At 40.0% G+C, this 22,258-nt stretch carries 27 protein-coding genes; 4 read left to right on the top strand and 23 right to left on the bottom strand.

Going from position 1 to position 22,258, the window contains the following annotated elements:
* Positions 1–67: 67 nt before the first annotated feature.
* The 4 genes from cmk to JCM10991_RS14235 form a co-directional block, all read right to left on the bottom strand.
* A complete protein-coding gene (cmk, locus tag JCM10991_RS00855; RefSeq protein WP_023858853.1) occupies positions 68–742 on the bottom strand; it encodes a (d)CMP kinase in 675 nt (224 codons plus the stop codon).
* A gap of 51 nt (positions 743–793) precedes the next feature.
* Positions 794–1,354, bottom strand: a complete 561-nt coding sequence (locus tag JCM10991_RS00850; protein ID WP_023858854.1) for an SAG1386/EF1546 family surface-associated protein — start codon at positions 1,352–1,354, stop codon at positions 794–796.
* A 101-nt stretch (positions 1,355–1,455) separates the two neighbouring features.
* Positions 1,456–2,925 (bottom strand): RecQ family ATP-dependent DNA helicase, encoded by a 1,470-nt coding sequence (locus tag JCM10991_RS00845; protein ID WP_025020281.1) that lies wholly within the window; start codon positions 2,923–2,925, stop codon positions 1,456–1,458.
* Positions 2,894–3,952, bottom strand: a complete 1,059-nt coding sequence (locus tag JCM10991_RS14235) for a helix-turn-helix domain-containing protein (protein WP_025020280.1) — start codon at positions 3,950–3,952, stop codon at positions 2,894–2,896. Before JCM10991_RS14235 ends, JCM10991_RS00845 begins: the two co-directional genes overlap by 32 nt.
* A 191-nt stretch (positions 3,953–4,143) precedes the next feature.
* Here JCM10991_RS14235 and JCM10991_RS00835 point away from each other — a divergent pair, with 191 nt between their 5' ends.
* Together JCM10991_RS00835 and JCM10991_RS00830 are read left to right on the top strand one after the other, a co-directional pair.
* Positions 4,144–5,715, top strand: coding sequence for an Nramp family divalent metal transporter (locus JCM10991_RS00835; RefSeq protein WP_025020279.1), 1,572 nt, complete (start codon positions 4,144–4,146; stop codon positions 5,713–5,715).
* A gap of 13 nt (positions 5,716–5,728) precedes the next feature.
* Positions 5,729–6,196, top strand: a complete 468-nt coding sequence (locus JCM10991_RS00830; protein WP_023858858.1) for a universal stress protein — start codon at positions 5,729–5,731, stop codon at positions 6,194–6,196.
* 59 nt (positions 6,197–6,255) lie between these two features.
* On the opposite strand, the gene JCM10991_RS00825 is transcribed toward JCM10991_RS00830, so the two are convergent.
* From JCM10991_RS00825 to JCM10991_RS00800, 6 genes are all read right to left on the bottom strand, one after another.
* Complete coding sequence (locus JCM10991_RS00825) at positions 6,256–6,708, bottom strand: ASCH domain-containing protein (protein ID WP_023858859.1); 453 nt, start codon at positions 6,706–6,708, stop codon at positions 6,256–6,258.
* 73 nt (positions 6,709–6,781) lie between these two features.
* Positions 6,782–7,810, bottom strand: coding sequence for a translation elongation factor Ts (gene tsf, locus JCM10991_RS00820; RefSeq protein ID WP_023858860.1), 1,029 nt, complete (start codon positions 7,808–7,810; stop codon positions 6,782–6,784).
* A gap of 97 nt (positions 7,811–7,907) precedes the next feature.
* Positions 7,908–8,696: a 30S ribosomal protein S2 gene (gene rpsB / locus JCM10991_RS00815; RefSeq protein WP_023858861.1), complete on the bottom strand. Its 789-nt coding sequence runs from the start codon at positions 8,694–8,696 to the stop codon at positions 7,908–7,910.
* A 172-nt stretch (positions 8,697–8,868) separates the two neighbouring features.
* Positions 8,869–9,864 (bottom strand): D-2-hydroxyacid dehydrogenase, encoded by a 996-nt coding sequence (locus tag JCM10991_RS00810; protein ID WP_025020278.1) that lies wholly within the window; start codon positions 9,862–9,864, stop codon positions 8,869–8,871.
* Between the two features lie 79 nt (positions 9,865–9,943).
* Positions 9,944–10,243: a GIY-YIG nuclease family protein gene (locus tag JCM10991_RS00805; RefSeq protein ID WP_025020277.1), complete on the bottom strand. Its 300-nt coding sequence runs from the start codon at positions 10,241–10,243 to the stop codon at positions 9,944–9,946.
* Positions 10,230–10,985 carry a tRNA1(Val) (adenine(37)-N6)-methyltransferase gene (locus tag JCM10991_RS00800; protein ID WP_025020276.1) on the bottom strand — a complete coding sequence of 252 codons (756 nt, stop codon included), beginning with the start codon at positions 10,983–10,985 and terminating at the stop codon, positions 10,230–10,232. The genes JCM10991_RS00805 and JCM10991_RS00800 overlap by 14 nt, the downstream gene beginning before the upstream one ends.
* 93 nt (positions 10,986–11,078) lie before the next feature.
* Here JCM10991_RS00800 and JCM10991_RS00795 point away from each other — a divergent pair, with 93 nt between their 5' ends.
* Positions 11,079–11,720, top strand: coding sequence for a lysophospholipid acyltransferase family protein (locus tag JCM10991_RS00795; protein ID WP_025020275.1), 642 nt, complete (start codon positions 11,079–11,081; stop codon positions 11,718–11,720).
* Between the two features lie 35 nt (positions 11,721–11,755).
* Here the strand turns inward: JCM10991_RS00795 and JCM10991_RS00790 are convergent, their stop codons facing one another.
* Both JCM10991_RS00790 and JCM10991_RS00785 read right to left on the bottom strand, forming a co-directional pair.
* A complete protein-coding gene (locus JCM10991_RS00790; RefSeq protein ID WP_023858866.1) occupies positions 11,756–11,980 on the bottom strand; it encodes a YneF family protein in 225 nt (74 codons plus the stop codon).
* 92 nt (positions 11,981–12,072) lie between these two features.
* Complete coding sequence (locus JCM10991_RS00785) at positions 12,073–12,336, bottom strand: DUF896 domain-containing protein (protein ID WP_023858867.1); 264 nt, start codon at positions 12,334–12,336, stop codon at positions 12,073–12,075.
* A gap of 226 nt (positions 12,337–12,562) precedes the next feature.
* Between JCM10991_RS00785 and JCM10991_RS00780 the strand changes: the two genes are divergently transcribed.
* Entirely contained in the window at positions 12,563–13,216 is a 654-nt protein-coding gene (locus JCM10991_RS00780) for a LexA family protein (RefSeq protein ID WP_025020274.1), read from the top strand.
* 78 nt (positions 13,217–13,294) lie between these two features.
* On the opposite strand, the gene recN is transcribed toward JCM10991_RS00780, so the two are convergent.
* The 11 genes from recN to JCM10991_RS00725 form a co-directional block, all read right to left on the bottom strand.
* On the bottom strand, positions 13,295–14,983 hold the full coding sequence (gene recN, locus JCM10991_RS00775; protein ID WP_025020273.1) for a DNA repair protein RecN: 1,689 nt from the start codon (positions 14,981–14,983) through the stop codon (positions 13,295–13,297).
* 23 nt (positions 14,984–15,006) lie between these two features.
* Complete coding sequence (locus JCM10991_RS00770) at positions 15,007–15,459, bottom strand: arginine repressor (RefSeq protein WP_025020272.1); 453 nt, start codon at positions 15,457–15,459, stop codon at positions 15,007–15,009.
* A 13-nt stretch (positions 15,460–15,472) separates the two neighbouring features.
* Entirely contained in the window at positions 15,473–16,306 is an 834-nt protein-coding gene (locus JCM10991_RS00765) for a TlyA family RNA methyltransferase (RefSeq protein WP_023858871.1), read from the bottom strand.
* A gap of 19 nt (positions 16,307–16,325) precedes the next feature.
* Entirely contained in the window at positions 16,326–17,210 is an 885-nt protein-coding gene (locus tag JCM10991_RS00760; RefSeq protein WP_025020271.1) for a polyprenyl synthetase family protein, read from the bottom strand.
* Positions 17,211–17,212: 2 nt separating this feature from the next.
* Entirely contained in the window at positions 17,213–17,431 is a 219-nt protein-coding gene (locus JCM10991_RS00755; protein WP_025020270.1) for an exodeoxyribonuclease VII small subunit, read from the bottom strand.
* A gap of 1 nt (position 17,432) precedes the next feature.
* Positions 17,433–18,773, bottom strand: coding sequence for an exodeoxyribonuclease VII large subunit (gene xseA / locus JCM10991_RS00750; RefSeq protein ID WP_025020269.1), 1,341 nt, complete (start codon positions 18,771–18,773; stop codon positions 17,433–17,435).
* A 4-nt stretch (positions 18,774–18,777) separates the two neighbouring features.
* Positions 18,778–19,611 (bottom strand): bifunctional methylenetetrahydrofolate dehydrogenase/methenyltetrahydrofolate cyclohydrolase FolD, encoded by an 834-nt coding sequence (folD, locus tag JCM10991_RS00745; RefSeq protein ID WP_025020268.1) that lies wholly within the window; start codon positions 19,609–19,611, stop codon positions 18,778–18,780.
* 96 nt (positions 19,612–19,707) lie between these two features.
* Complete coding sequence (nusB, locus tag JCM10991_RS00740; RefSeq protein WP_023858876.1) at positions 19,708–20,112, bottom strand: transcription antitermination factor NusB; 405 nt, start codon at positions 20,110–20,112, stop codon at positions 19,708–19,710.
* Positions 20,112–20,543 carry an Asp23/Gls24 family envelope stress response protein gene (locus tag JCM10991_RS00735; protein ID WP_023858877.1) on the bottom strand — a complete coding sequence of 144 codons (432 nt, stop codon included), beginning with the start codon at positions 20,541–20,543 and terminating at the stop codon, positions 20,112–20,114. The genes nusB and JCM10991_RS00735 overlap by 1 nt, the downstream gene beginning before the upstream one ends.
* A 23-nt stretch (positions 20,544–20,566) precedes the next feature.
* Positions 20,567–21,124, bottom strand: coding sequence for an elongation factor P (efp, locus tag JCM10991_RS00730; protein WP_023858878.1), 558 nt, complete (start codon positions 21,122–21,124; stop codon positions 20,567–20,569).
* Positions 21,125–21,196: 72 nt separating this feature from the next.
* The gene (locus JCM10991_RS00725; RefSeq protein ID WP_025020267.1) at positions 21,197–22,258 is read right to left on the bottom strand and encodes a M24 family metallopeptidase; all 1,062 of its coding nucleotides are present in this window, start codon (positions 22,256–22,258) and stop codon (positions 21,197–21,199) included.

Here is a 22,258-nt window from a genome sequence, read left to right as displayed (position 1 = left end):
ACTAACTCTAAATTACATTTTATACTATTACTACTTAAAATACCAGTAAAAAATTTATTTTTATCGATTATTTTTCTTTTTGAGCCACCAAATCCATAATCACTGCGACTACTTCATCAATATTTAAACTCGTAGTATCTACCTCAGTAGCATCTACGGCCTTGACTAGAGGCGAAATTTCTCGATGTGAATCTTTGTAATCTCTTTGAGCAATTTCATCTTCTAAAATCTTCAAATTGGAAGGAATACCTTTTTCAAGATTTTCCTTGTGGCGACGTAAAGCTCGTTCAGCTACTGAAGCGATCAGGAAGATTTTAACTTCCGCTTGCGGTAAAACCGTGGTCCCAATATCACGACCATCCATAACGATGCCTCCAGTTTGCGCAATATCTCTTTGCCTTTGAGTTAAATCAGTGCGAACACTAGCTTGAGCCGCCACTGCTGAAACATTGTTAGCTACTTCCGGCATACGGATAGCTTTAGTAACATCTTGACCATTTACTAAAACCTTCTGTTCTGGTTCTGCAGGGACAAACTCTAAACTAAAATCTTGTAATAACTTCGCTAAAGCGAGGTCATCAGTCACGGCGATACCTTTTTGCAGTGCCGCCCAGGTAACCGCTCGATACATAGCACCCGTATCACAATAAATGTAACCTAATTTTTTAGCTACAAGTTTAGCTACTGTACTTTTACCCGCACTTGCCGGACCATCAATAGCAATTTGCATTTTCTTCATCATTTAATACTTCCTTTACACACAAAAATTGTGGCCCAAAGCCACAATTTTGTTTTATTTTACTCTTAACTGTTGTCCCGGTGTTAAATTGCTGTTCGCAGATAAACCAGGATTTAACTGAATTAATTCACTGACTGATAACCCGTGGTTGGCAGCTACCCGATAAATTCCCTGTCCTGCTGCCACCGTAGCATAACTAGCTGTTTCATCAGATGCTTGCGCACTTTCACTTTCAGAGGATTCCGATGTAACAGATTCTTCTGTCGTAGTCATTGTTTCTTCACTAGAGACAGCTTCACTAGCTGACTCTTCTTTTTCACTTTTAGACGTAGCTTTCTTTTTAGAAGAAGTTTTGACTTTACTTGACTTTTCACTACTTGAGGATGCTATGGTCACTTCGTTATCGGAGCTACCCGTAGGATTAGAGGTATTTTGAGAGACAAAGTACAGTCCAATCACCCCTACAATAAGGACAACAAAAATTACTAATAAACCAGTTGTCAACATATTATTTTTCTTATTACTTTTCCGACTAGCTGTTCGTGAAAGATTCCCCTTATCATCTTTATCATCTTCAAATGTATTATTCCATGGTTTCTTTTGATGATCACTCATAATGTTCTGCCCTCGTAATGATTACCGAGGTAAACTCCCTTCTATCGTGAACTTGGCCTTTTTCCCTGACCTTAATACATCTTATTTTATCACACCCTACCTTAATTCGGTAGCTCAAGGTCGCTATTTTTTCCAAAATCCTTAAAAAGCACTTCTAAACATTGCTGATAATTTTGAATTTTTAATTTGTTGGTATCTACCTCGTCCTCTTTTTTTTCTAGTTGCAAAGTCTGGAAGGGGATGGTTGCCGCCCCTAATTGACAACAATTTGTCGTATGCTCAACGACTACTTGCTCATGAAAGTAAGTTAAAATTTGTTGTCGACGACAAGTTTCACTATGAATATATTCTAAAATTTCCTGCAATGCTCGCGCCTTTTCTTGCTTTCTTTGTGTCCACATTTGCTCTAACTGCCCCGCTGTAAAACCATCATTAAAAAAGCGAGCCAATAACGCTTGACCGGGATCTTTTGAATTTAGCGACTGTGGATTTTGACTATAAAAGTTAATCGCTTGTGGATCTGGCAAGTAATCTTGCCCTAAAAAACGGGCTAAGCGCTCATCACCGGGACTATACAAAAGCACCGCAATGGCTTGGCGACCATCTCGCCCAGCACGGCCAATTTCTTGAAGATAATCCTCTAATGTCACCGGTAGGTGGTAATGAATTACATAACGAATATTTTTCTTATTAATCCCCATACCAAAGGCACTCGTAGCAAAGACGACGTCTAGATGTCCACGTAAAAATTGTTCCTGAATAATAAAGCGTTCCTGGTTACTCAACCCCGCATGATAAGCTCCAATCCTTAAATTACTCATCTGCCCCAGAACTTGAGCCATCTGACTAGCCTTCTTCTTACTAGAAAAGTAAACCAGACCAGGGCCTTGTAACCTACCTAATAAGTTCTGAAGTTGAACTTGTTTATCAGTCTCATTTTGACTCTCAAAACTCGCTAAATAAATGTTAGGACGGTCAACCGATAAACGTACTTCAAAGGGGTCTTTCATATTTAAACCTTTTTGAATATCGCCACGCACTCTGGGCGTTGCCGTGGCTGTCAAAGCCAAGGTCGGCGGGTTATGCATTTGTTTTTTTATCCGACCCAAATGCAAATAATCCGGTCGAAAATCCGGACCCCACTGGGAAATGCAATGAGCTTCATCGACGACTAACAAACCTAAATCTAACTGAGCCAAACCTGTACTAACTTCCAAATTTTGAAAAATTTCCGGAGCTAAAAAAATGAATTGATAACTGGTCAAATTCCGCAAAACTAACTGCCGACTAGCCCAGTCTTGCATCGAATTAATCGCTACCACTTTTTTTACTCCTTGCAAGCGCAACTGTTCAATTTGATCTTGCATCAATGATAATAAGGGAGTGATAATAACAACCGTTTTTTGTAAGTAACGTCCGATAAATTGATAACACAAAGATTTTCCTTGACCCGTCGGTAAAATTGCGATGGTATCTTGCTCGGCTAAAAGACTTTCAATCACAGCTCTTTGTCCTGCATGAAAATCTTCATATCCAAAATTAGTTTGTAAAAATTGTTGTAGTTTGTCCATAGCCTACCTCACGCATTTTTTGAATTTGATAAATTCGAAATTTAATAAACTCAACATCTACTCGCTTTTGCTGCATATCCTTATAGCGCCATTTTTCCGGCGAACCATGATAATACTGTCTTAAAATCTCCCGATCAGCAGCTTGAACAAAGGCTTGTTTACGGTCAAAATCAGGATATAAAATAGCCGCTAAGAGAAGATGATCATTAACTGTACTGATTTTAACCCCCCTTAGTTGGGCAATTTTTTGTCGTGAATAACCTTTTAAAAAAAGCCGGTAACTTTCCTGAGCTGGTTCAGAAAAAAGTACATTTCGTCGTAAATAAGGTTCAACTAGACACTTTAACTTATCATTTGCCTGTAAAAAGTATTCCCCCAACCGACTGACCATATCAAGATAATTTACTTCAACTTGTTTGGGTGTCCACCCCACTTTTTTTGCAACCTGTGTTTGAGTAAAACCCGTCTGCTGGTGACCAGCTAATAATAAAGCGAAGGCCAGGGCCGCTTGTGGTTTTTCTTGTGCTAAAAAAGCATCCAAAGCTTGACTAAAATCCACCACGAACTGAGCCTTATCTACCTGTTGCAAAACCATTTTAACTTGATTTTGCAGGAAAATTCTCTGGCTCAAAACCCGGTAATGAGAATTACTATAACTAAGTTCAGAACACACCTGTACCCATAAGGCCAAGGCTTCAGGCCAAAGCTTCATATTGATGCGCCCAAAAAGTTCAGGCTTTTGAATGCAAATTCCAGTTTGCGTAGCCGCCAAAAAAGCTTGTCCCTGATTTGTGAGCACCATCCCTGCCTCACCTTCACTCAGGTAACCTTTTTTTTGTAAGTTTTTAATTTCTTGATCGAAAATCTCTTTCTTTAAATGCGGGTTCAAATAATAGTACTTAAGCCAGTCGTAAGTCCAAGCCCAAAAAGCAACTGACGAGGTTACTTTACCAAGCATTAACTGCCTTAAAACTGCCGGCCTCCGAGCTTGTTGCTGGTCAAAATAACGGAGCCACTTTTCCTCCATAATTGACAGCACCCTTTCTTTTTTCTTTTTATTATACTACGAATTTCTCAAAAATTTCCCTAAAACGCTTACTCATGATTTATTTTTAGGTTAATCAAACTTTTTTTACGGTACACCTAAAAAAACTCTTTTCAGATTGAAAATTTTACGTTACAATACATGAGTACCAAATAAGAAAGGAGTTTTTTCTAGTGACAAACGTAGAAAAAAACGCAAACCCACACAAGTTGGTTTCACGAGCCAACGGTGTTTCTTTAGAGGAAATTAACGGAACAGTGGAAGTTCCTAAGGGAAAAAGCTTCTGGCATACTTTACTCGCCTACTCGGGACCAGGTGCTTTAGTAGCTGTTGGCTACATGGATCCAGGTAACTGGTCTACCTCAATTACTGGTGGTCAAAACTTCCAGTACATGCTAATGTCAATTATCTTAATTTCAAGTTTAGTTGCGATGTTACTGCAATATATGGCCGCTAAACTTGGAATTGTGACCCAACTTGACTTAGCCCAAGCCATTCGTGAAAGAACCGGTAAAGGTTTAGGAATTGTCCTTTGGATTATGACTGAGCTCGCCATCATGGCCACCGATATCGCTGAAGTTATTGGGGCTGCCATTGCCTTATATCTTTTATTCGATATTCCTTTAATTATTGCCGTTTTCATTACCGTTGTTGATGTTTTCGTCTTACTTTTATTAATGAAAGTCGGTTTTAGAAAAATCGAAGGGATTGTTGTTGCTTTAATTTTAGTAATTTTATTCGTTTTTACTTACCAAGTAATTTTATCTAACCCTAACTGGGGCGATGTCTTCAAAGGATTTGTTCCAACTGGAGAAACTTTCTCTACTCACCATGCAGTGAACGGTATGACTCCTTTAAGTGGTTCCTTAGGTATTATCGGAGCTACTGTAATGCCTCACAACTTCTACTTGCACTCCGCTATCTCTCAGACCCGAAAGATTGACCATAACAACGAACAAGAAGTTACTAATGCGGTCCGCTTTACCACTTGGGATTCTAACATCCAATTATCAGCTGCCTTCATCGTTAATTGTTTACTTCTAATCGTTGGGGTCGCAGTCTTTAAATCTGGAACTGTACAAGACCCATCCTTCTTTGGTCTTTATGATGCTTTATCCGACCCAAGCAAATTAGGTAACGGTGTTTTAGCAAGCATTGCCCGTTCTGGAATTTTATCAACCTTGTTCGCGGTAGCTTTACTAGCCTCTGGGCAAAACTCCACAATTACCGGAACTTTAACTGGGCAAGTTATTATGGAAGGGTTCATCCACATGCGCATGCCACTTTGGGCTCGACGTTTAGTGACGCGTCTACTTTCTGTGGCACCAGTTTTAATTGCCGTTTCTTTAACTAAAGGACAATCAGATATTCAACAACATGAAGCCTTAAATCGCTTAATGAATGACTCGCAAATTTTCTTATCTTTTGCCTTGCCATTCTCAATGTTACCTCTATTAGTTATGACCAATAGTAAAAATACTATGGGTAAATTTAAAAACGGATTTTGGATACAGTTTTTTGGTTGGATTTCTGTTATTGGTTTAATTTTCCTAAACCTTAGGGGGTTACCTGATGCGGTCCTTGATTTCTTTGGTAGTAATCCTAGTGCCAATGAAATTAACCTTGCTAACTGGATTGCCTACACTTTAATTATCGCCATTTTAATCTTACTCTTCTGGACAACTTACGAAGTTGCTAAAAAAGATAAAGAAATCGCTAAGAAACATCAAAGTCAAAAAGCTTAGGGAGGAATTTATAATGCCAACACTTGCAAACTTTGAAATTAAGCCATTAACATTTTCAAAAATTTTGGTCGCTGTCGATGAAGATGATTCTATTTCATCAATCCGCGCCTTTAACTATGCCGTAACTACGGCCAAGCGGCTTAATATTCCCTTGGGAATTGTTTCCGTGATGGAAATTAATGAATTCAACGTCTTCGATGCCTTGACACATGAGGTTTACGACTTACATCGTGACACTATCCAAAGAGATTTAGCACGTTATGTTAACAAAGCCAAAAGTTTCGGGGTTGAAGATGTTACTTCCTTTACTGGTGAAGGTGTTCCCGCTAAGGTTATCATTAACGAAATTATTCCACAGTTCCAACCTGACCTCTTGGTTTGCGGTTCTGAAACTAACAAACATCACGGGCACGTTTTTATCGGTTCGCAAGCTAGTGCGCTCGCGCAAAATGCTCCTTGCTCCGTTAGCGTAATTCGTTAAGTAAGTAATTAAGTTAAAAATCCGTCTGGCAATTGCTAGGCGGATTTTTAGTATCTAACTTATTCGATTTTTTCAAAAACTTCACAATAACAACGCGCAGTTTGTGGGTCAAAAACTTGCCCAGCTTGCGCGTATTCTTCTTGGAAGAATTCCTCGTGGACAGCTTTCCAATAAGCCAAGGAGCGATCACCTTCTCCTTCATGGTAAGCATGTTCGGCCGAAATATTGGCATAAGCAACCGTTTCGGTAACTACCGTGCGCGTAACACAAACCGGCTGGTCCTGCCCATCTAGAATTATGTTATAATCGCCAACTTGCGGAAATCTTTCTTCTGGAGCATACATATCGTAAGCTGACGTGGTTGCCGTTTTAATTCCTTGATTTACTAAAGTTGCTAAATCATCAGCTTGCCTAGCATCCATCCCAAAAGCATAAACTTCAACATGACATTGTGGGTTAATCCCCCGTTTTTGACAAAATACTTGCCAAAATTCTTTAATTTTCTTTTCCATTTTCCTTTTCGTACAAAAAAACGCCAACTAGCAACGCTAATTGACATTTCTTTCATTCAACAACTAACTCTTCTTAGCCGTTGATTTGAGCAGCAACTTCAGCAGCAAAGTCACTTTCTTGCTTTTCGATACCTTCACCAACTTCGTAACGTACAAATGTTACAACAGAGGCATCAACTGATTCCATGTATTGTTCCACAGTCTTGCTGTCATCCATGATGTAAACTTGTGCAAGTAAAGTGAATTCTTGGTCAACCTTAGTGTTGTCCAACATGAAGCGGTTCATCTTACCTGGGATAATCTTGTCCCAAATCTTTTCTGGTTTGCCTTCAGCAGCTAATTCAGCCTTGATATCTTCTTCAGCCTTAGCCACAACTTCGTCTGTCAATTGTGCCTTGGAACCGTATTGTAAGTGTGGCAATGCTGGCTTATCAACCATAGCACGAGCTTCATTATCTTGATCAATCTTGTGGTTCATTTGTGCTAATTGGTCAGCTACAAATTCAGCCTCTAAGTCCTTGTATGATAAAACAGTTGGCTTCATAGCAGCAATGTGCATTGAAATTTGCTTAGCTAAAGCATCATCGCCACCTTCGATGACAGAGATAACCCCGATTCGACCACCATTGTGTTGGTAAGCACCAAAGTGTTGTGCATCTGTCTTTTCAACAACTTGGAAACGACGGAAAGAAATTTTTTCCCCGATAGTAGCAGTTGCATTTACGTATTCTTTTTCCATAGTTTCGCCAGAAGGCATTACTAAGGCAAGGGCTTCTTCGTTGTTAGCTGGCTTGTTTTCAGCAACGACCTTAGCTGTTGCCTTAACTAATTCAACGAACTGAGCGTTCTTAGCCACAAAGTCAGTTTCTGAGTTAACTTCAACCACAGCGGCAACGTTACCATCAACGTAAACCCCTGTTAAACCTTCAGCAGCCACACGGTCAGCCTTCTTAGCCGCCTTTGCCATTCCTTTTTCACGAAGGAATTCGATAGCCTTTTCCATGTCGCCATCAGTTTCTACAAGTGCCTTCTTAGCGTCCATAACACCGGCACCTGACTTTTCACGCAATTCTTTAACAAGTTTTGCTGTAATTTCTGCCATAGTTCTAAAGAACCTCCTTGGATTTGATTAAAAATTTTAAAAAAGGCTGTCACAAACCAAGCTTTGCGCCTGACTTGAGACAGCCTAGTTTTATTAACTATTCAGCATCTTTGTTGTCGCCTTCAACAGCTTCAACAATATCTTCGATTGAGTCAACCTTTGCTTCGGCCGCGAAGTCTGCTTCTGATACTTCAGCGTTATCTTGACCTTGGTTACCTTCGATAACAGCATCTGCCATCTTAGCAGTAATCAAACGAACGGCACGGATAGCATCGTCGTTAGAAGGAATCTTAACATCGATTTCGTCTGGGTCAGCGTTTGTATCAACCATAGCAACGATAGGAATGTTAAGCTTTTGAGCTTCCTTAACAGCAATACGTTCCTTGCGTGGGTCTACGATAAACAATACATCTGGAATACGAGGCATGTCTTCGATACCACCCAAGAACTTTTCAAGACGGTCACGTTGCTTTTGTAATAAAGCAACTTCCTTCTTAGGAAGACGGTCAAATGTTCCATCTTCTTCCATTGCCTTGATTTCTTTAAGACGCTTAATACGTGTTTGGATAGTATTCCAGTTAGTCAAAGTACCACCCAACCAACGGTGGTTCACATAGTATTGACCTGCACGCTTAGCTTCTTCAGCAATTGCATCTTGAGCTTGCTTCTTAGTACCAACGAACAATACAACACCATCGTCAGCAGCTGCATCTTTCATGAAGTCGTATGCATCATCAATCAACTTAACAGTCTTTTGCAAGTCAATGATGTAGATACCATTACGTTCAGTAAAGATGTATTCCTTCATTTTAGGGTTCCAACGACGTGTTTGGTGACCAAAGTGGACACCAGCTTCAAGTAATTGTTTCATAGAAATAACTGCCATGATTCAATTAACCTCCATGTAAATAGTTTTTAATTTCCTCCTCTGGGTTCAACTGCCAAAAGACTCAAAAGAGCACTCTTTTGTCTATCGCCCAAAGTGTGAATTGTACCTTTACAGCACTTTTATTATTTTAGCCCATCTAGGTTTAAATTGCAATAGCTTTTTCACGATTTTAGCCAACAACCACGGTCGGTGCTGTCCCCGTAGTTAAAACATCCTTAGCAGAATCTAAAGAAACCCTCACCATATTACCCACCGCAATATCCGTGTAAAAGGCAATGTGTGGTGTTAAAAGAATTTCATCCATACTTAACATTTCTGTCAATAGAGGATCGCTTAGTGTTTGACCACGTAAATCATGGTTAAAAAATGAGGCTTCATTTTCATAAGTATCAAGCACTGCCCCGGCTAACTTACCGTTTTTCACAGCAGTCACTAATGCTGGCGTGTCAATTAAAGCACCTCGAGAAACATTAACGATAATAGCTCCATCACGCATTTCAGCAATCGTATCTTGATTAATCAAGTGGAAATTATCCTTAGTGGCTGGTACATGTAAGGAAACGATATCGGCTTGTTTAAGCACATCATCCGGACTATCCAAGTAGATACCTTGCTTAGCGAGGTCAGGATTGGGGAATGGATCATAAGCCACAATCTTAGCTCCGAAACCTTGCATAATTTTAATCATAACTTGGCCAATTCGACCAGTGCCTAAGACACCTACCGTTTTACCATTAATTTCACCAGCTACATTGGGAGCCCACCGAAAGTCATGCTGACTAATTTTACGATCGTAAACCTTAGCATTCCGTAATAATTTCAAAACTTGGCTCACTGCAAATTCTGCCACGGCATTTGGTGAGTAAGCTGGAACGTTGGTGATGGTAATCCCATTTTGCTTGGCACTTGCTAAGTTGAGGTTATCTACCCCAACATTACGAACTGACAGGTCCTTAATTCCCATAGCCTGCATGCGGTCAAAAAGGTCTGCTGGATATTCACCAGTTTGGAAAGCTACAATAGCATCAAAACCTCGAGCCTCTTCTAAACTTGCAACCGTTAACTCTGTCGATACTAACTTCACTTCAATATCTGGATTTTCTCCCTGCCATTGAGCAAAAGCGGCTTTTTCATCTTCACGTACAGCATATGCTATAATTTTCACTTTGATCACCCTTCATTTAAATTTTATCTATTTTATTATAACCTAAGTAAGAACTTTCAGACTATTACTTTGCTAAAGCTTAAGACTTTTTTAGCTGCCAAGCACTAGCTTTAAGCCCCTTTCGTTTAAGATAGTTTTCTTTTTGGATACGACTTTGATGTTTGAAAGCATACTCCGCCTTTAAGGCCCGACTTTTATCAGCAAATTCTTCATGGTAAATGAGTTCTACTGGTCTATGCGTCCTGGTATATTTGGCACCTTTACCAGCATTATGAGCCGCCACTCGTTTGACTAAATCAGTGGTAAAGCCACCGTAGAAACTCCCATCCCGACATAAAAGTACATAGAAGTAATATTTTTTAGAGTCATTCTTTACCATATAGCAACTCTTTCACTATCCCCGTATAGTTCCCGGCTTCATCAGCAGCGACAATCGCCGGTAAAACTCGAACTCCATTCGGTTTACCGTCCTTAATAGCTTCAATCAAAACCATGTTGGCTTCTTGACCTGGTTTGGGGTGGATAAATTGTATCCGCTTAGGTGCCAAACGATTTTCCACCAAGGTGGTGATTAGTTCCGGTAAACGATCGGGACGATGAACTAAGTACAACTTTCCACCCATCTTCAGAAGTCCCGAACTAATTTGACAAATTTCAGCAAAATTAACCGCAATTTCATGGCGTGCTAAGGCCAGATGTTCATTAGGATTACGCTTGCTTTCCACCTCTAAAGGAAAATACGGCGGATTACACGTAATCGTGTCAACTGTGTCCTTAGTTAAATAATTAAACGCGTCTTTTAAGTCCGCATTACGCACTTCAATTTGATCTTGCAAATTGTTAAGTTGCACGGAGCGCTGAGCCATATCGGCTAACCTTTCCTGAAGTTCTACAGCCATAATATGAGCCTGCGTTTTATGGGCCATAAACAAGGCCACCGCCCCGTTACCTGCACATAGGTCAACTACTAACCCTCTGGGCTTTCGAATAGGCTGAGCAAAGTGCGCGAGTAGGACGGCATCTAATGAAAATGAAAAAACTTGGGGAGATTGAATGATTTTAATGTCATTGGCATACAAAGCATCAATTCTTTCCCCAGCATATAAAACTGATTTGGTCATCTAAATTTCCTCTTTATCTAAATTATTTCTTGAAATTGTGCGTAAAATTCTGCATACTTAAGCAGATAGCTAAATTACGAAAGGAGCTTATCTTTGTTTTATTCATTTATCCGCGTAGTTGCACGCATCGTTGTATTTATTTTAAATGGAAATGCCCACTACCTCAATAAAGACCGCTTACCCGAAGGAAATTATATCCTCGTGGGGCCACATCGGACCTGGTGGGATCCCATTTACTTTGCCTTAGCTGGTGCACCAAAAAAGTTTTCCTTTATGGCCAAGCAAGAACTTTTTAAAAATCCCATCTTGCGTTACATCTTAGTACACGCTAACGCTTTTCCAGTCGATCGGGCTAATCCTGGTCCGTCAGTTATTAAGACACCGGTTAAAAACTTGCGTAAAAAAGATTTATCCTTGATTATGTTTCCTTCGGGAACTCGCCACTCTCAAGAACTCAAAGGGGGCGTGCTTTTAATCGCCAAAATGGCGGGTGTGCCAATTGTACCAGCTGTTTACCAAGGTCCGGTAACATTCGGTGGCCTCTTAAAGCGTCAAAAAATCACTGTTAGCTTTGGCGAACCCATTATGATTGATCGCCGGGTTAAATTAACCGAAGAATATCAGGCTGAAATTCTAGCTCAAATGGACCAAGCTTTTGAAAAAATTGACCACGAAGTTGACCCCAACTTCGTCTATCTCGATCCAGCTGAGACTAAAAAAAATGCAGAAAAATAAAAAAGGTCGCTCAACATCGGGGCGACCTTTTTAGACTACTTTTTACCGTAGCTAGCTTTCATTGAGGCCATCATTTGGTGAAGCTTCTTTTCAGAAGGTTTTTGTCCCATTTGAGCCATCATTGTTTTCAACATTTGTTCGTTGATAGGAGGATTCTTTTTCAAGTAATCTTCCATGTACTTACGAGCAGCAAAGAAACCACCAACAAGCCCTAAGACTAAGGCCAAAATAACGATTAAAATCCATACACCTGTTGTCATTAGATATCTCCCTTCTACTGAATCCTAGGTTAAACTAGGTCTCTTAAATAGTTTACACAAAAAGAAGACAAAGATAAAGCCCCTTAGGTTAATTAATTGTCACGTAAACCACGTTTTCTTTGGATATCAATAACCTTTTGCGGAGTAACTTCCTTACCATTTTTATCGTAAACCTGTAACATTTCGACATGACTACGGAAATTTTCACGAAACATAGCCAAGTAAGTTTCACGTAATGTTGCTTGTTCTTGACGTTCAACATCAGTCAAGCCAACCGTCTTTTTCTTCTTGGCTAATTCATTGATGCGGTCAATTAATTCTTGAGGAATTGCACCCGCTTGAACTTTTTTATTCATATCTTTCTCCTTATTTTCACTTGTAATTGGACCTTAGCCCTCGATTTAAGATGAAACATCAAAAAAGCTGCGCTCAGAGCCAGCTTCTTGTTACACTACTTAATCTTCACCTAAATTTTAAGTCATTTTATCTTTTTTGACAAGCAATCCACTCTAATTTCTTGATTTTTCTGTAACTTGCGACTACGGGAAAAACTATGCTACAATGCCACGAGGAGGTGGTCACATGAGTCGCCAAGCACAAAACGAAAAAAAACAAAGAGACATTCTATCCTTTATTTATAATTATCTAGAGGCTAAAAACTATTCCCCTAGTATACGAGAAATCCAAGCGGGACTTTTAATCAAGTCTCCGGCAACCGTCCATAAACATCTCAATGAGCTTGTTAAAAAAGGTTTCTTAGCCAAGGATCAAGGTGAAGATAACAGTTTGCGACGTAAATCACGGAATGTGACCGTCACAGCTTCTGGAGCCAGTTTTCTTGGACGAGGATTGAACCGTAACCACATTCCCCTTCTAACCGAAGAAATCACTTCTCCAGTTATTGAACTGGGGGATAAGTCGGGACGGACCTACTTTCCCATTCCACCAAATCTGGACCGCACCGATCCACTTTTTATGGTTGCCTTGGCAGATGATGCCATGCTTGATGCCCACTTACTCAAAGATGATTTGGTAATTGTCCGAAAACAAGAAAATTTCAAGGACGGTGATATTGTGCTTGTCCTTGGTCCCCAAAACCTTCTAACCTGTCGCCGATACCGTTATAAATCGGAAAAAGTACACTTAGTAGCTGAAAACCCAACAGCTAATGGCTATTATTTAGAAGAAATTCCCCCTATTTTAGGCAAAGTTCTCTCCGTCTATCGTATTTTGTAAACAAAAAAACTTAAGAAGTTAACGTTCTTATCCGCGTAATTTCTTAAGTTTTTTAAGTTATAAGGATTTTTCTCGCCACTATTTAATCTGTTGACGGATTTTAGCAGAAAGTTTGAGTAATTCCTTGGCATGTTGTAAGGCTAAATCCGTAATCTCACTTCCGGCTAACATCCGTGCAATTTCCTTTACCCGCGCTTCATCAGCTAAAATTTCTAGGCTCGTTTCCGTACGGCCATCATGAACGTGTTTGGCGATGAAGTATTGATGTTGCGCAATGGCTGCCACTTGCGGAAGGTGGGTGATACATAAAACTTGAGAATTGCGTGCTACCTGACTAATTTTTTCAGCAATTCCTTCAGCAACCCGACCTGAAACCCCAGTATCTACTTCATCAAAAATAATCGACGTAACCCCTTGTTGTTGGGAAAAGATGGTTTTTAGAGCCAACATAATTCGAGATAATTCTCCTCCGGATGCAATTTTAGCTAGAGGGCCCATAGATTCTCCTGGGTTAGCTTGCAAGTAAAACTCGACTTTATCCAAACCATGACTGTTCAAAGTTGAACCCTTTTTAAATTTAACTTCAAAAATGGCCTTTTCCATGTAAAGTGCAGCTAACTGTTTATGAACTGCTCTTTGGAGATCTTGAGCAATTTCCTGGCGCTTTTGGCTCAGTTCTTGAGCCAACTTTAAGGCCTTTTGTTTGGCCAACTCCACTGCTTGCTTTTGAGCCGCAGAATCACCATTGCCCTCTTGCATTTCATTAAGCTCCGCTACAATTTTTTGATAGTACCTGAGAATTTCTGCCACACTATCACCATATTTACGTTTTAATTGGTAAATCAATTCCAGACGTTGCTCAATCTGATTCAAGCGATTTTCATCCCATTCCATCTCATCCAATTGATCGTAAACATCCCGCGAAGCATCTTGCAAAGTATAGTAAGCGTCGGCCAAACTTTGAGCAATTTCTCCAAACTTTGGGCTTAGGTCACTAATTTTTTGCATGCTTTCTAAAGCCACACCTACATTTCCTAAAGCATCATGGGTATCCCCTGACAAAAATTCATAGCTTTGTCGCAAGGCCTTATTGATCGCTTGGTAGTTATCTAAACGGTCCTTTTCTTCTTTAAGTTCCACTTCTTCATCGACACGCAAATTAGCTTCTTTGATTTCTTGGGCCTGAAATTCTAACATGTCCATTCTTTGTGCCCATAGTTTTTCGTTTTCTTCTCGCTTAGCTAAGGCGGTAGCTAACTTTTGATAGTCATCGTAGGCTACTTGATATTCCTGTAAAAGAGGTTGTAAGTCATTGGCATAAGAATCGAGCAAATTAATATGATTTTCAGGCCTCATTAACTCCTGGTGTTCATTTTGACCATGAATATCGATTAAAGTTTCCCCTACCCGCCGTAAAGTTGCCAAATTAACTAAGTTACCGTTAATCCGACAAACATTACGTCCGCTACGGTAAAGGTCTCTTTGTAAAATTAACCCATCATCTTGATTTTCAATGCCAACCTCTTCTAAAATGGCAAGGGTCTTAGCCTTATCAGGAATTAAAAATAAACCTTGAATAACCGCTTTATTTTCACCTTTACGTATGAAATCACTCGACCCCCGGCCACCAGCTAGTAAGCCTAAGGCATCAATAATAATTGATTTCCCAGCTCCCGTTTCTCCGGTTAAAACCGTCATTTCGTCTTGAAAGTCCACATTCATCTGCTCAATCAACGCAAAATCACGAATACTTAATTCTTGTAGCATAGCATTCCCCTTTCAAAACAAAACTAATCGAGCTTAACCCAACTATAAAAGGTTTTGGCTAATTGTTGTGCCGCTTGAACTGATTTAGCAAAAATCATAACCGAGTTGTCATCACATAAGGTCGCAAAAACTTCTTCAAATTTATTTTGCTCAATCATGCTTGATAAAATTGGTCCGTTTCCCGGAAGAACCTTCACAAAGCACATTTCATTATGTGTATCACAAGACACAAAAGAGTCACTTAAAATTTTTTCCAAACTTAATTGGTTACTTTTTTCTGTCGGCACATTATAAATATACCCACCATCATCTTGAGGAATTTTTACTAATTGCATTTCTTTGACATCCCGAGAAATCGTGGCTTGAGTAACGTAAATTCCTTGCTCATCCAAGCGTTTAACGAGGTCTTCTTGACGATAAATTTCCTCGTTTTGCAATATTTGTTTAATCAATTCTTGACGATCTTTTTTTCTCATATTACAACTTCACCTACTTAATCAACTTTTTATCCTTTAATTCTAAAGTTTGGTGAGCCTGCTTGACAACAGCATCAATGTCAATATCGGCCGCAATGGCGCCAGTTTCGACAGCCTGTAAGTGGACTAAAAATTCGATATTACCTTCACCACCCGTAATTGGTGAAAAGTCTAGCTCAGCCACTTGGTAACCACTTTTAGCTGCAAAATTAAGAATCTCTTCCAAAACATCTTGATGAACCTTTGGATCGCGAACAATCCCATTTTTGCCAATCCGTTCCCGACCAGCTTCAAATTGCGGCTTAATCAAGGCAACTACAGAGCCCCCAGGTTGAATAATAGTATGAAGATTGGGTAAAATTAATTTCAAAGAAATAAAAGAAACATCGATAGTCGCAAAATCTGGTTGACCAGACGTAAAATCGGTTAACTTAGAGTAACGAAAGTTAGTATTTTCCATCACCACTACACGTTCGTCTTGTCGCAATTTCCACGCCAATTGATTGGTCCCCACATCTAAGGCGTAAGATAGCTTCGCCCCTTTTTGAAGAGCCACATCTGTAAAACCTCCCGTTGAAGAACCGATATCCAACACCGTTTTATTCTTAATTGAAGTATGAAAAACCTTCAAAGCTTTTTCTAGTTTCAAACCTCCACGACTAACATAAGGCATTTTGGTACCTTTAAAGTGAAGTTTGGTTGCCACATCAATCTTCATTCCGGGCTTATCTAAGCGTTCCTCATTTTCACCTAAAATCTCCCCGGCCATCACCGCTCTTTTAGCTTGTTCCCGGGTATCAAAGAGTCCTTGCTCAACCAATAATACATCTACACGTTCTTTTTTCATTCAAATAAAATCCTTCATCTTAAATTTCAAAATATTCTAAAAATCCTGTTAATAGCGTGACATCATAACCCATTAAAGTAATGTCAGCTAAAACATCAGTGGCTTGACTCAAGGTAGCCTGGAGTTCTTGCTTGGCTCCGGCAAGACCTAAGAGGGCGACATAAGTGTTTTTCGCCTCTGCAACGTCCTTACCGGCTGTTTTCCCCAGTTCGACAGTTGTCTTGGTCACATCCAAAATATCATCATAAATTTGGAAAGCTAAGCCAAATTCAAGCCCAAATTTACTGAGTTTAGCCACTAAATTATCATCAACTCCAGCTAAAAGTGCTCCAGCTTGACAAGCATAGGCTAGCAAAGCCCCAGTCTTTTCGTTGTGGAGTTTCTTCAACGATTCCAAACTTAGTTGCTTACCTTGACCAGCCATATCAGCTACCTGGCCAGAGACCATACCTTGAACACCTGCAGCCCGACTAAGATTTTGAGCCAATTTAACCTGCAAATGCGGATTTAACTTGGTACTTAAGATCAAATCAAAAGCATTAGTCAAAAGGCCATCTCCAGCCAAAATCGCCAAAGCTTCCCCAAAAATTTTATGATTAGTGGGCTTCCCCCGCCGTAAATCATCATTATCCATAGCGGGTAAATCATCATGAATCAAAGAATAGGTATGGACCATTTCTAAGCTAGCCGCCACTTGAAGACTATTTTGATCAATCTTACCATTTAAAACATACAAACTTGCTAACATTAAAAGAGGACGAATCCGTTTCCCTCCCGCCTTTAAGGAGTATTGCATAGCTTTTTTCAAGCTAGCTTGCCCTTTAATTTGTCCTAAGTAATCTTCTAAGGTCTGCTCAATTTGGGGTAAGTAAAGATTTTGAAAATACGTTACCTGTTGATTCATGACTAAAGTTCCTCAGAGAACGGTTCTTCTTGGCCGTTATCATTGACCATCTTGGTAAAGGTCGTTTCGGCTTGGGTTAAAGTGTCTTGAAGTTGCTTGCTTAAAGACATACCTCTTTGGAATTGTTGCAGTGAGTCTTCTAAGGAAACATCCCCTTGTTCTAGACGATTAACGATTTGTTCTAATTCTGCTAAGTTTTGTTCAAATGTTCTTTCTGTCATCCTATTCACCTTTAATTTCTGTAATTTTTGCTTGTGCGCTCCCGTCAGCTAACTGTAGGGCCACTTGACTACCAACTTCTAATTCCGCCACACTGTGAACCACTTGGCCTTTCTTTTGGACATAGGCATAACCTCTTTGCATAACCTTAAGCGGTGAGACAGCATCAAGCCGTCCAATTTGACGTTGCCAATTAGCTTGACTAATTTCGATTTTACGTTTTTGCGCCATTTGCAGACGAGTTTGTAAATTAGCAATGTTAGTTTGCCCTTGGTGAATCCGCGTCAGCGGACTTTGATTTTGCAAACGTTGGGATAGATTATCCACCCAAGCACGGCGATTCTGTAACCCTGTACCAAAAATCTGTTGCAGGTTTTGTTTCAAAAAGTCGACCTGTTGTATCTGACGTTCATAAATCCGCAAAGGATTGGTAAAAACATAACTTTGCATCAATCTTTGATAAATTTGTTGTTTAGCTGCTAAAGTATTCCGTACGGCTTGTTGCAAACGCAATTGAGCTTGTTGAATTCTCATTATCTCTTCAGCTAGAACCGGCGTAGCTAATTCCGCTGCGGCCGTTGGCGTAGCCGCCCGCACATCAGCTACCAAATCACTTAAAGTGGTATCAGTTTCGTGCCCCACAGAAGAGATAATAGGAATTTGGCTAGCAAAAATTTCCCGAGCCACGGCTTCTTCATTAAATGGCCAGAGGTCTTCTAGCGAGCCACCCCCACGTCCAATAATGATAGTGTCGAAATCACCACGAGCGTTAACTTCCTTTAAACGACCAACTAATGAAGCTGCTGCATTTTGGCCTTGTACCACGGCTGGAAATAAAACTAATTGTACAATTGGATAACGACGCTTAACCGTGGTGATAATATCCCGAATTACCGCTCCTGATGGCGAAGTAATCACTGCAATTCGCTTAGGATAACGTACAAGTGGTTTCTTATAAGCCGGATTAAACAATCCCTCTTGGTTCAATTTAGTTTGTAATTGTTGGAAAGCTTGGTATAAAGCTCCAATTCCCAAAGGTTCCATATGCGTCAAACGAATTTGATACTGCCCCCGACCTTCATACAAGCCAACATCCCCAATGACTAAGACCTTCATCCCGTTTTCCGGTTGAAAATTCACTCGAGCAAAATCATTACGAAACATGGTCACACTAACTTCAGCGTTTTCATCTTTCAAACTAAAATACTGGTGGCTAGGTCGTAACCTAAAGTTAGAAATTTCTCCCACCACCATCACCTGCCTGAGATAAGGATCCTTACTAAATTTCAAGCCGACATAGTGGTTTAACTGACTAATCGTCAAATATTTCTTTTCTTCTGCCAAGAAATCACCCTCTTTGTGCAAATTCAACCGTTTGTTTCATTAACATGGCAATTGTCATCGGACCCACCCCACCAGGCACAGGTGTTAGATAAGCAGCTTTGCCTAACATACTTTCAAAGTCCACATCCCCAACCAAGGATCCGTCTTCCAAACGATTAACCCCGACGTCCACGACAACAGCTCCTTCTTTAATGTAAGAGGCATCTAGCATTTGTGCTTGCCCCGTAGCTACAATCAAAATATCAGCCTGGCGCGTCTTTTGTGCGAGATTTCGTGTTCGACTATGAGTCACTGTGACGGTCGCATCGGCATTCAACATCAAAGCCGCCATCGGACGCCCCACAATATTAGAACGTCCCACAATAACTACGTCCTTACCACTAGGATTGATTTTGTAGTGCGCTAACAGTTCCATAATTCCCCGAGGGGTACATGGTAAAGAGTAAGGTTTGTTCATGAACAAGTGTCCTAGATTAATCGGATGAAAACCATCAACGTCTTTTTGAGGTGAAATAGCATGCGTTATCTTAGCTTCGTCAATTGAGTCTGGCAATGGCAATTGGACCAAAATACCATGAATATTAGGGTCTTCATTATATTGATAAATCAAATCTAAGAGTGCTTCTTGGCCCACCGTCGCCGGTAAATGATGGTCGACCGTTTTTATACCAATTTTTTCAGCCGCTCTTTGCTTATTGCGCACATAAACTTGACTGGCGGGATCATCCCCCACCAAAATCACTGCTAAGCGTGGGACAAGCCCATTTTGAGCTACTTCGTCTTTTAATTGGGTCCGAATTTCTTGCGCCAACTTTTTTCCGTCCATTAGGGTTGTCACAATTAACCCCTCCGTTCCTAAATATCATTAAGATAATTTTAGCATATTTCCCGATGATGCAAAATAAAAAAGCAGTCCAAAATTGACTGCTTTCTCTTAGGCTAAGAAATTTGCTAAAACGGCGTTGATAAACTTCCGGGATTTATCATCAGAAAATTCCTTTGCTAATTGTAAGGCTTCATTTAAAGCAATTTTTGCGGGTGTTTCAGTGTACTTCATTTCATACACTGCTAAACGAAGAATTGCCAAATCAGCCTTGTTTAAACGGGCGATTGACCACCCAGCTTTTAGGTGTGTCCCTATTAAATCATCGATTGCCAGGCGGTTAGTAAGTACGCCTTCAACCAACTCTTTAATATCTGCTGGCACTTCATTTTCAACGTCAGTTTGATTATCTAATAAATGGGCAAAAACTTCTTGTGCATTTGTTTCTGGATTACTACTCATTGCAAATAAAGTTTGAAACGCATAGGTCCGCTTATCGTGTTGTGTGATTGTCATTATTTTTCTTCCTCTTCGCCAAATAAGTTATCTGGATCAATTGCAGGTTGACCATCATTTTTTTCTGGTACAACCCCTTGCACATGAACATCAACTTGATCAAGCGTTAAGTTGGTCATGAACATAACTTGTTGTTTCACTTTTTCTTGAATTTGTTCAGCAACCTTAGGTACACTAACTCCATAATTCAAGTAAGCATAAACATCAACCTTCAAACCTTGTTCATCTTGGTTAAGTTTAACACCTTTACCCCGCGATTGACGTCCAAATAATTCAGAAAAGTTATTCGCAAGCGTCCCACGCATGGAGTAAACACCGTCTACTTTGCGCGCAGCAATGCCAATAATCACTTCAATAACTTCGGGTGCGATTTGCACCGTCCCTAAGCTAGGTTCGTCACTCGCTAAGACAATGTAATTATCTTCAGCCATTAGCAAAAACCCCCTTTGAAAAATTAAGCACGTGAAATGTAGGAACCATCCACCGTGTTAATTGTTAGAACATCCCCTTCGTTGATAAAGAAAGGAACTTGGACAACAACACCAGTTTCCATTGTTGCAGGTTTAGAACCACCAGAAGCGGTATTACCTTTAATAGTAGCTTCAGTTTCCTTAACTTCTAAATCAACAGTGTTAGGCAATTCTACTCCTAAAGTTTCGGCACCGAACATAATGATAGAAACAATTTCGTTTTCCTTTAAGAATTTCAATTCTTCTTGAATTTGGGAACCTGGTAATTCTAATTGTTCGTATGTGTCAGTATCCATAAAGACATGGTTGTCACCATCAGCGTATAAGTACTGCATCTTCTTACGATCAATTTGAGCTTGAGCCACTTTTTCTCCGGCCCGGAAAGTCTTTTCTTGTACCGCACCTGTCCGTAAGTTCTTTAACTTAGAACGTACAAAGGCACTACCTTTCCCTGGTTTAACGTGCTGAAATTCTACGACACGCCATAATTCACCATCAACTTCGATGGTTAAACCATTTTTAAAATCATTAACTGAAATCATGAATAATCCTCCTACAAAATTTTAGTATACACTCCATAATATCAATATTTTCACCACGATTGCAAGCTCTTTTTACAATTCCAGCCATTCTTGCTTAAAATCTGTCAAGTTTTCATAACCATTTTCAGTTACTAAAATATCATCTTCAATCCGAACCCCACCAACACCAGGTACGTAAATTCCTGGTTCAATGGTAATAACTTGGTTAGCTTGCAAGTAATCTTCAATCCGGCTAGAAACATTCGGACCTTCATGAATATCTAAACCAATTCCATGCCCCATCCCATGGTTAAAGTAAGGACCATAACCTTTGCTTTCGATATATTGCCGACCAATTTGGTCAAGCTCTTGTCCGTTAACCCCCGCTTTAATCGCGGCAATCGTCCGATTCTTGGCTTCCAAAACGATTTGATAGATCTTTTTAATTTCGTCAGACTGAGGTCCCAAAGCAAAGGTTCGGGTCACATCTGAGGTGTAGTAGTCTTTGTAAAAACCAAAATCCAATGTAATTAAATCACCTAGTTGAATCAATTTATTCCCCGCAACTCCATGTGGCCAAGTCGTTTTTTCACCACTCGCCAAAATTGTTTCAAAAGAAGCCTGACTCGCTCCTTTTTGTTTCATGAAGTATTCCAAGTCGTTAGCTAAAGTAATCTCTGTCATTCCAGCTCGTACATGGTTTAAGATAAAATCATAACCTTGAGCCGCTAATTGACAAGCTTGGCGAATTTTTTCGATTTCATCGGTATCTTTAACCGAACGTAATTGTTGAATCACACCACTTAAGGCCACCACATCTGACCAAGCGTTTTCATCCAAATAATCATAAGATGCATAATCTAAATCACTTTCAAAAGCAAGCGCGACGACCCCATCTTTTTGACTACATACTAAGGCTTCTTGCAAATAGGCGCGGGTAATTTTAACTTGATAACCTTGCACCTGACTTTTAATTTGTTCTTCAAAACGGCTATCCGTAATAAGATACTGGTCTTTTTCGGTAATTAAAAGTAAACCATCATCACCTAAAAACCCACTCAAGTAATAAATATTAGTGCGATTGGTTACTAAGAAACCATCAACACTCATTTGGGCCATTAAAGCCCGTAATTTCTTCAAGCGCGTTTGATACAT

It is taken from the genome of Ligilactobacillus equi DSM 15833 = JCM 10991 (assembly GCF_000615765.1).
In the GTDB taxonomy this organism is placed as follows: domain Bacteria; phylum Bacillota; class Bacilli; order Lactobacillales; family Lactobacillaceae; genus Ligilactobacillus; species Ligilactobacillus equi.
The sequence above is the reverse complement of the archived record's forward strand: the minus strand, read 5'-3'. Positions and strand labels throughout refer to the sequence as shown.

Coding starts and splice junctions, on each gene's coding strand:
- cmk (WP_023858853.1), bottom strand. CDS start 742: ATGATGAAGAAAATGCAAATTGCTATTGATGGTCCGGCAAGTGCGGGT.
- JCM10991_RS00850 (WP_023858854.1), bottom strand. CDS start 1,354: ATGAGTGATCATCAAAAGAAACCATGGAATAATACATTTGAAGATGAT.
- JCM10991_RS00845 (WP_025020281.1), bottom strand. CDS start 2,925: ATGGACAAACTACAACAATTTTTACAAACTAATTTTGGATATGAAGAT.
- JCM10991_RS14235 (WP_025020280.1), bottom strand. CDS start 3,952: ATGGAGGAAAAGTGGCTCCGTTATTTTGACCAGCAACAAGCTCGGAGG.
- JCM10991_RS00830 (WP_023858858.1), top strand. CDS start 5,729: ATGCCAACACTTGCAAACTTTGAAATTAAGCCATTAACATTTTCAAAA.
- JCM10991_RS00825 (WP_023858859.1), bottom strand. CDS start 6,708: ATGGAAAAGAAAATTAAAGAATTTTGGCAAGTATTTTGTCAAAAACGG.
- tsf (WP_023858860.1), bottom strand. CDS start 7,810: ATGGCAGAAATTACAGCAAAACTTGTTAAAGAATTGCGTGAAAAGTCA.
- rpsB (WP_023858861.1), bottom strand. CDS start 8,696: ATGGCAGTTATTTCTATGAAACAATTACTTGAAGCTGGTGTCCACTTT.
- JCM10991_RS00805 (WP_025020277.1), bottom strand. CDS start 10,243: ATGGTAAAGAATGACTCTAAAAAATATTACTTCTATGTACTTTTATGT.
- JCM10991_RS00800 (WP_025020276.1), bottom strand. CDS start 10,985: ATGACCAAATCAGTTTTATATGCTGGGGAAAGAATTGATGCTTTGTAT.
- JCM10991_RS00790 (WP_023858866.1), bottom strand. CDS start 11,980: ATGACAACAGGTGTATGGATTTTAATCGTTATTTTGGCCTTAGTCTTA.
- JCM10991_RS00785 (WP_023858867.1), bottom strand. CDS start 12,336: ATGAATAAAAAAGTTCAAGCGGGTGCAATTCCTCAAGAATTAATTGAC.
- JCM10991_RS00780 (WP_025020274.1), top strand. CDS start 12,563: ATGAGTCGCCAAGCACAAAACGAAAAAAAACAAAGAGACATTCTATCC.
- recN (WP_025020273.1), bottom strand. CDS start 14,983: ATGCTACAAGAATTAAGTATTCGTGATTTTGCGTTGATTGAGCAGATG.
- JCM10991_RS00770 (WP_025020272.1), bottom strand. CDS start 15,459: ATGAGAAAAAAAGATCGTCAAGAATTGATTAAACAAATATTGCAAAAC.
- JCM10991_RS00765 (WP_023858871.1), bottom strand. CDS start 16,306: ATGAAAAAAGAACGTGTAGATGTATTATTGGTTGAGCAAGGACTCTTT.
- JCM10991_RS00760 (WP_025020271.1), bottom strand. CDS start 17,210: ATGAATCAACAGGTAACGTATTTTCAAAATCTTTACTTACCCCAAATT.
- JCM10991_RS00755 (WP_025020270.1), bottom strand. CDS start 17,431: ATGACAGAAAGAACATTTGAACAAAACTTAGCAGAATTAGAACAAATC.
- nusB (WP_023858876.1), bottom strand. CDS start 20,112: ATGACAATCACACAACACGATAAGCGGACCTATGCGTTTCAAACTTTA.
- JCM10991_RS00735 (WP_023858877.1), bottom strand. CDS start 20,543: ATGGCTGAAGATAATTACATTGTCTTAGCGAGTGACGAACCTAGCTTA.
- efp (WP_023858878.1), bottom strand. CDS start 21,124: ATGATTTCAGTTAATGATTTTAAAAATGGTTTAACCATCGAAGTTGAT.
- JCM10991_RS00725 (WP_025020267.1), bottom strand. CDS start 22,258: ATGTATCAAACGCGCTTGAAGAAATTACGGGCTTTAATGGCCCAAATG.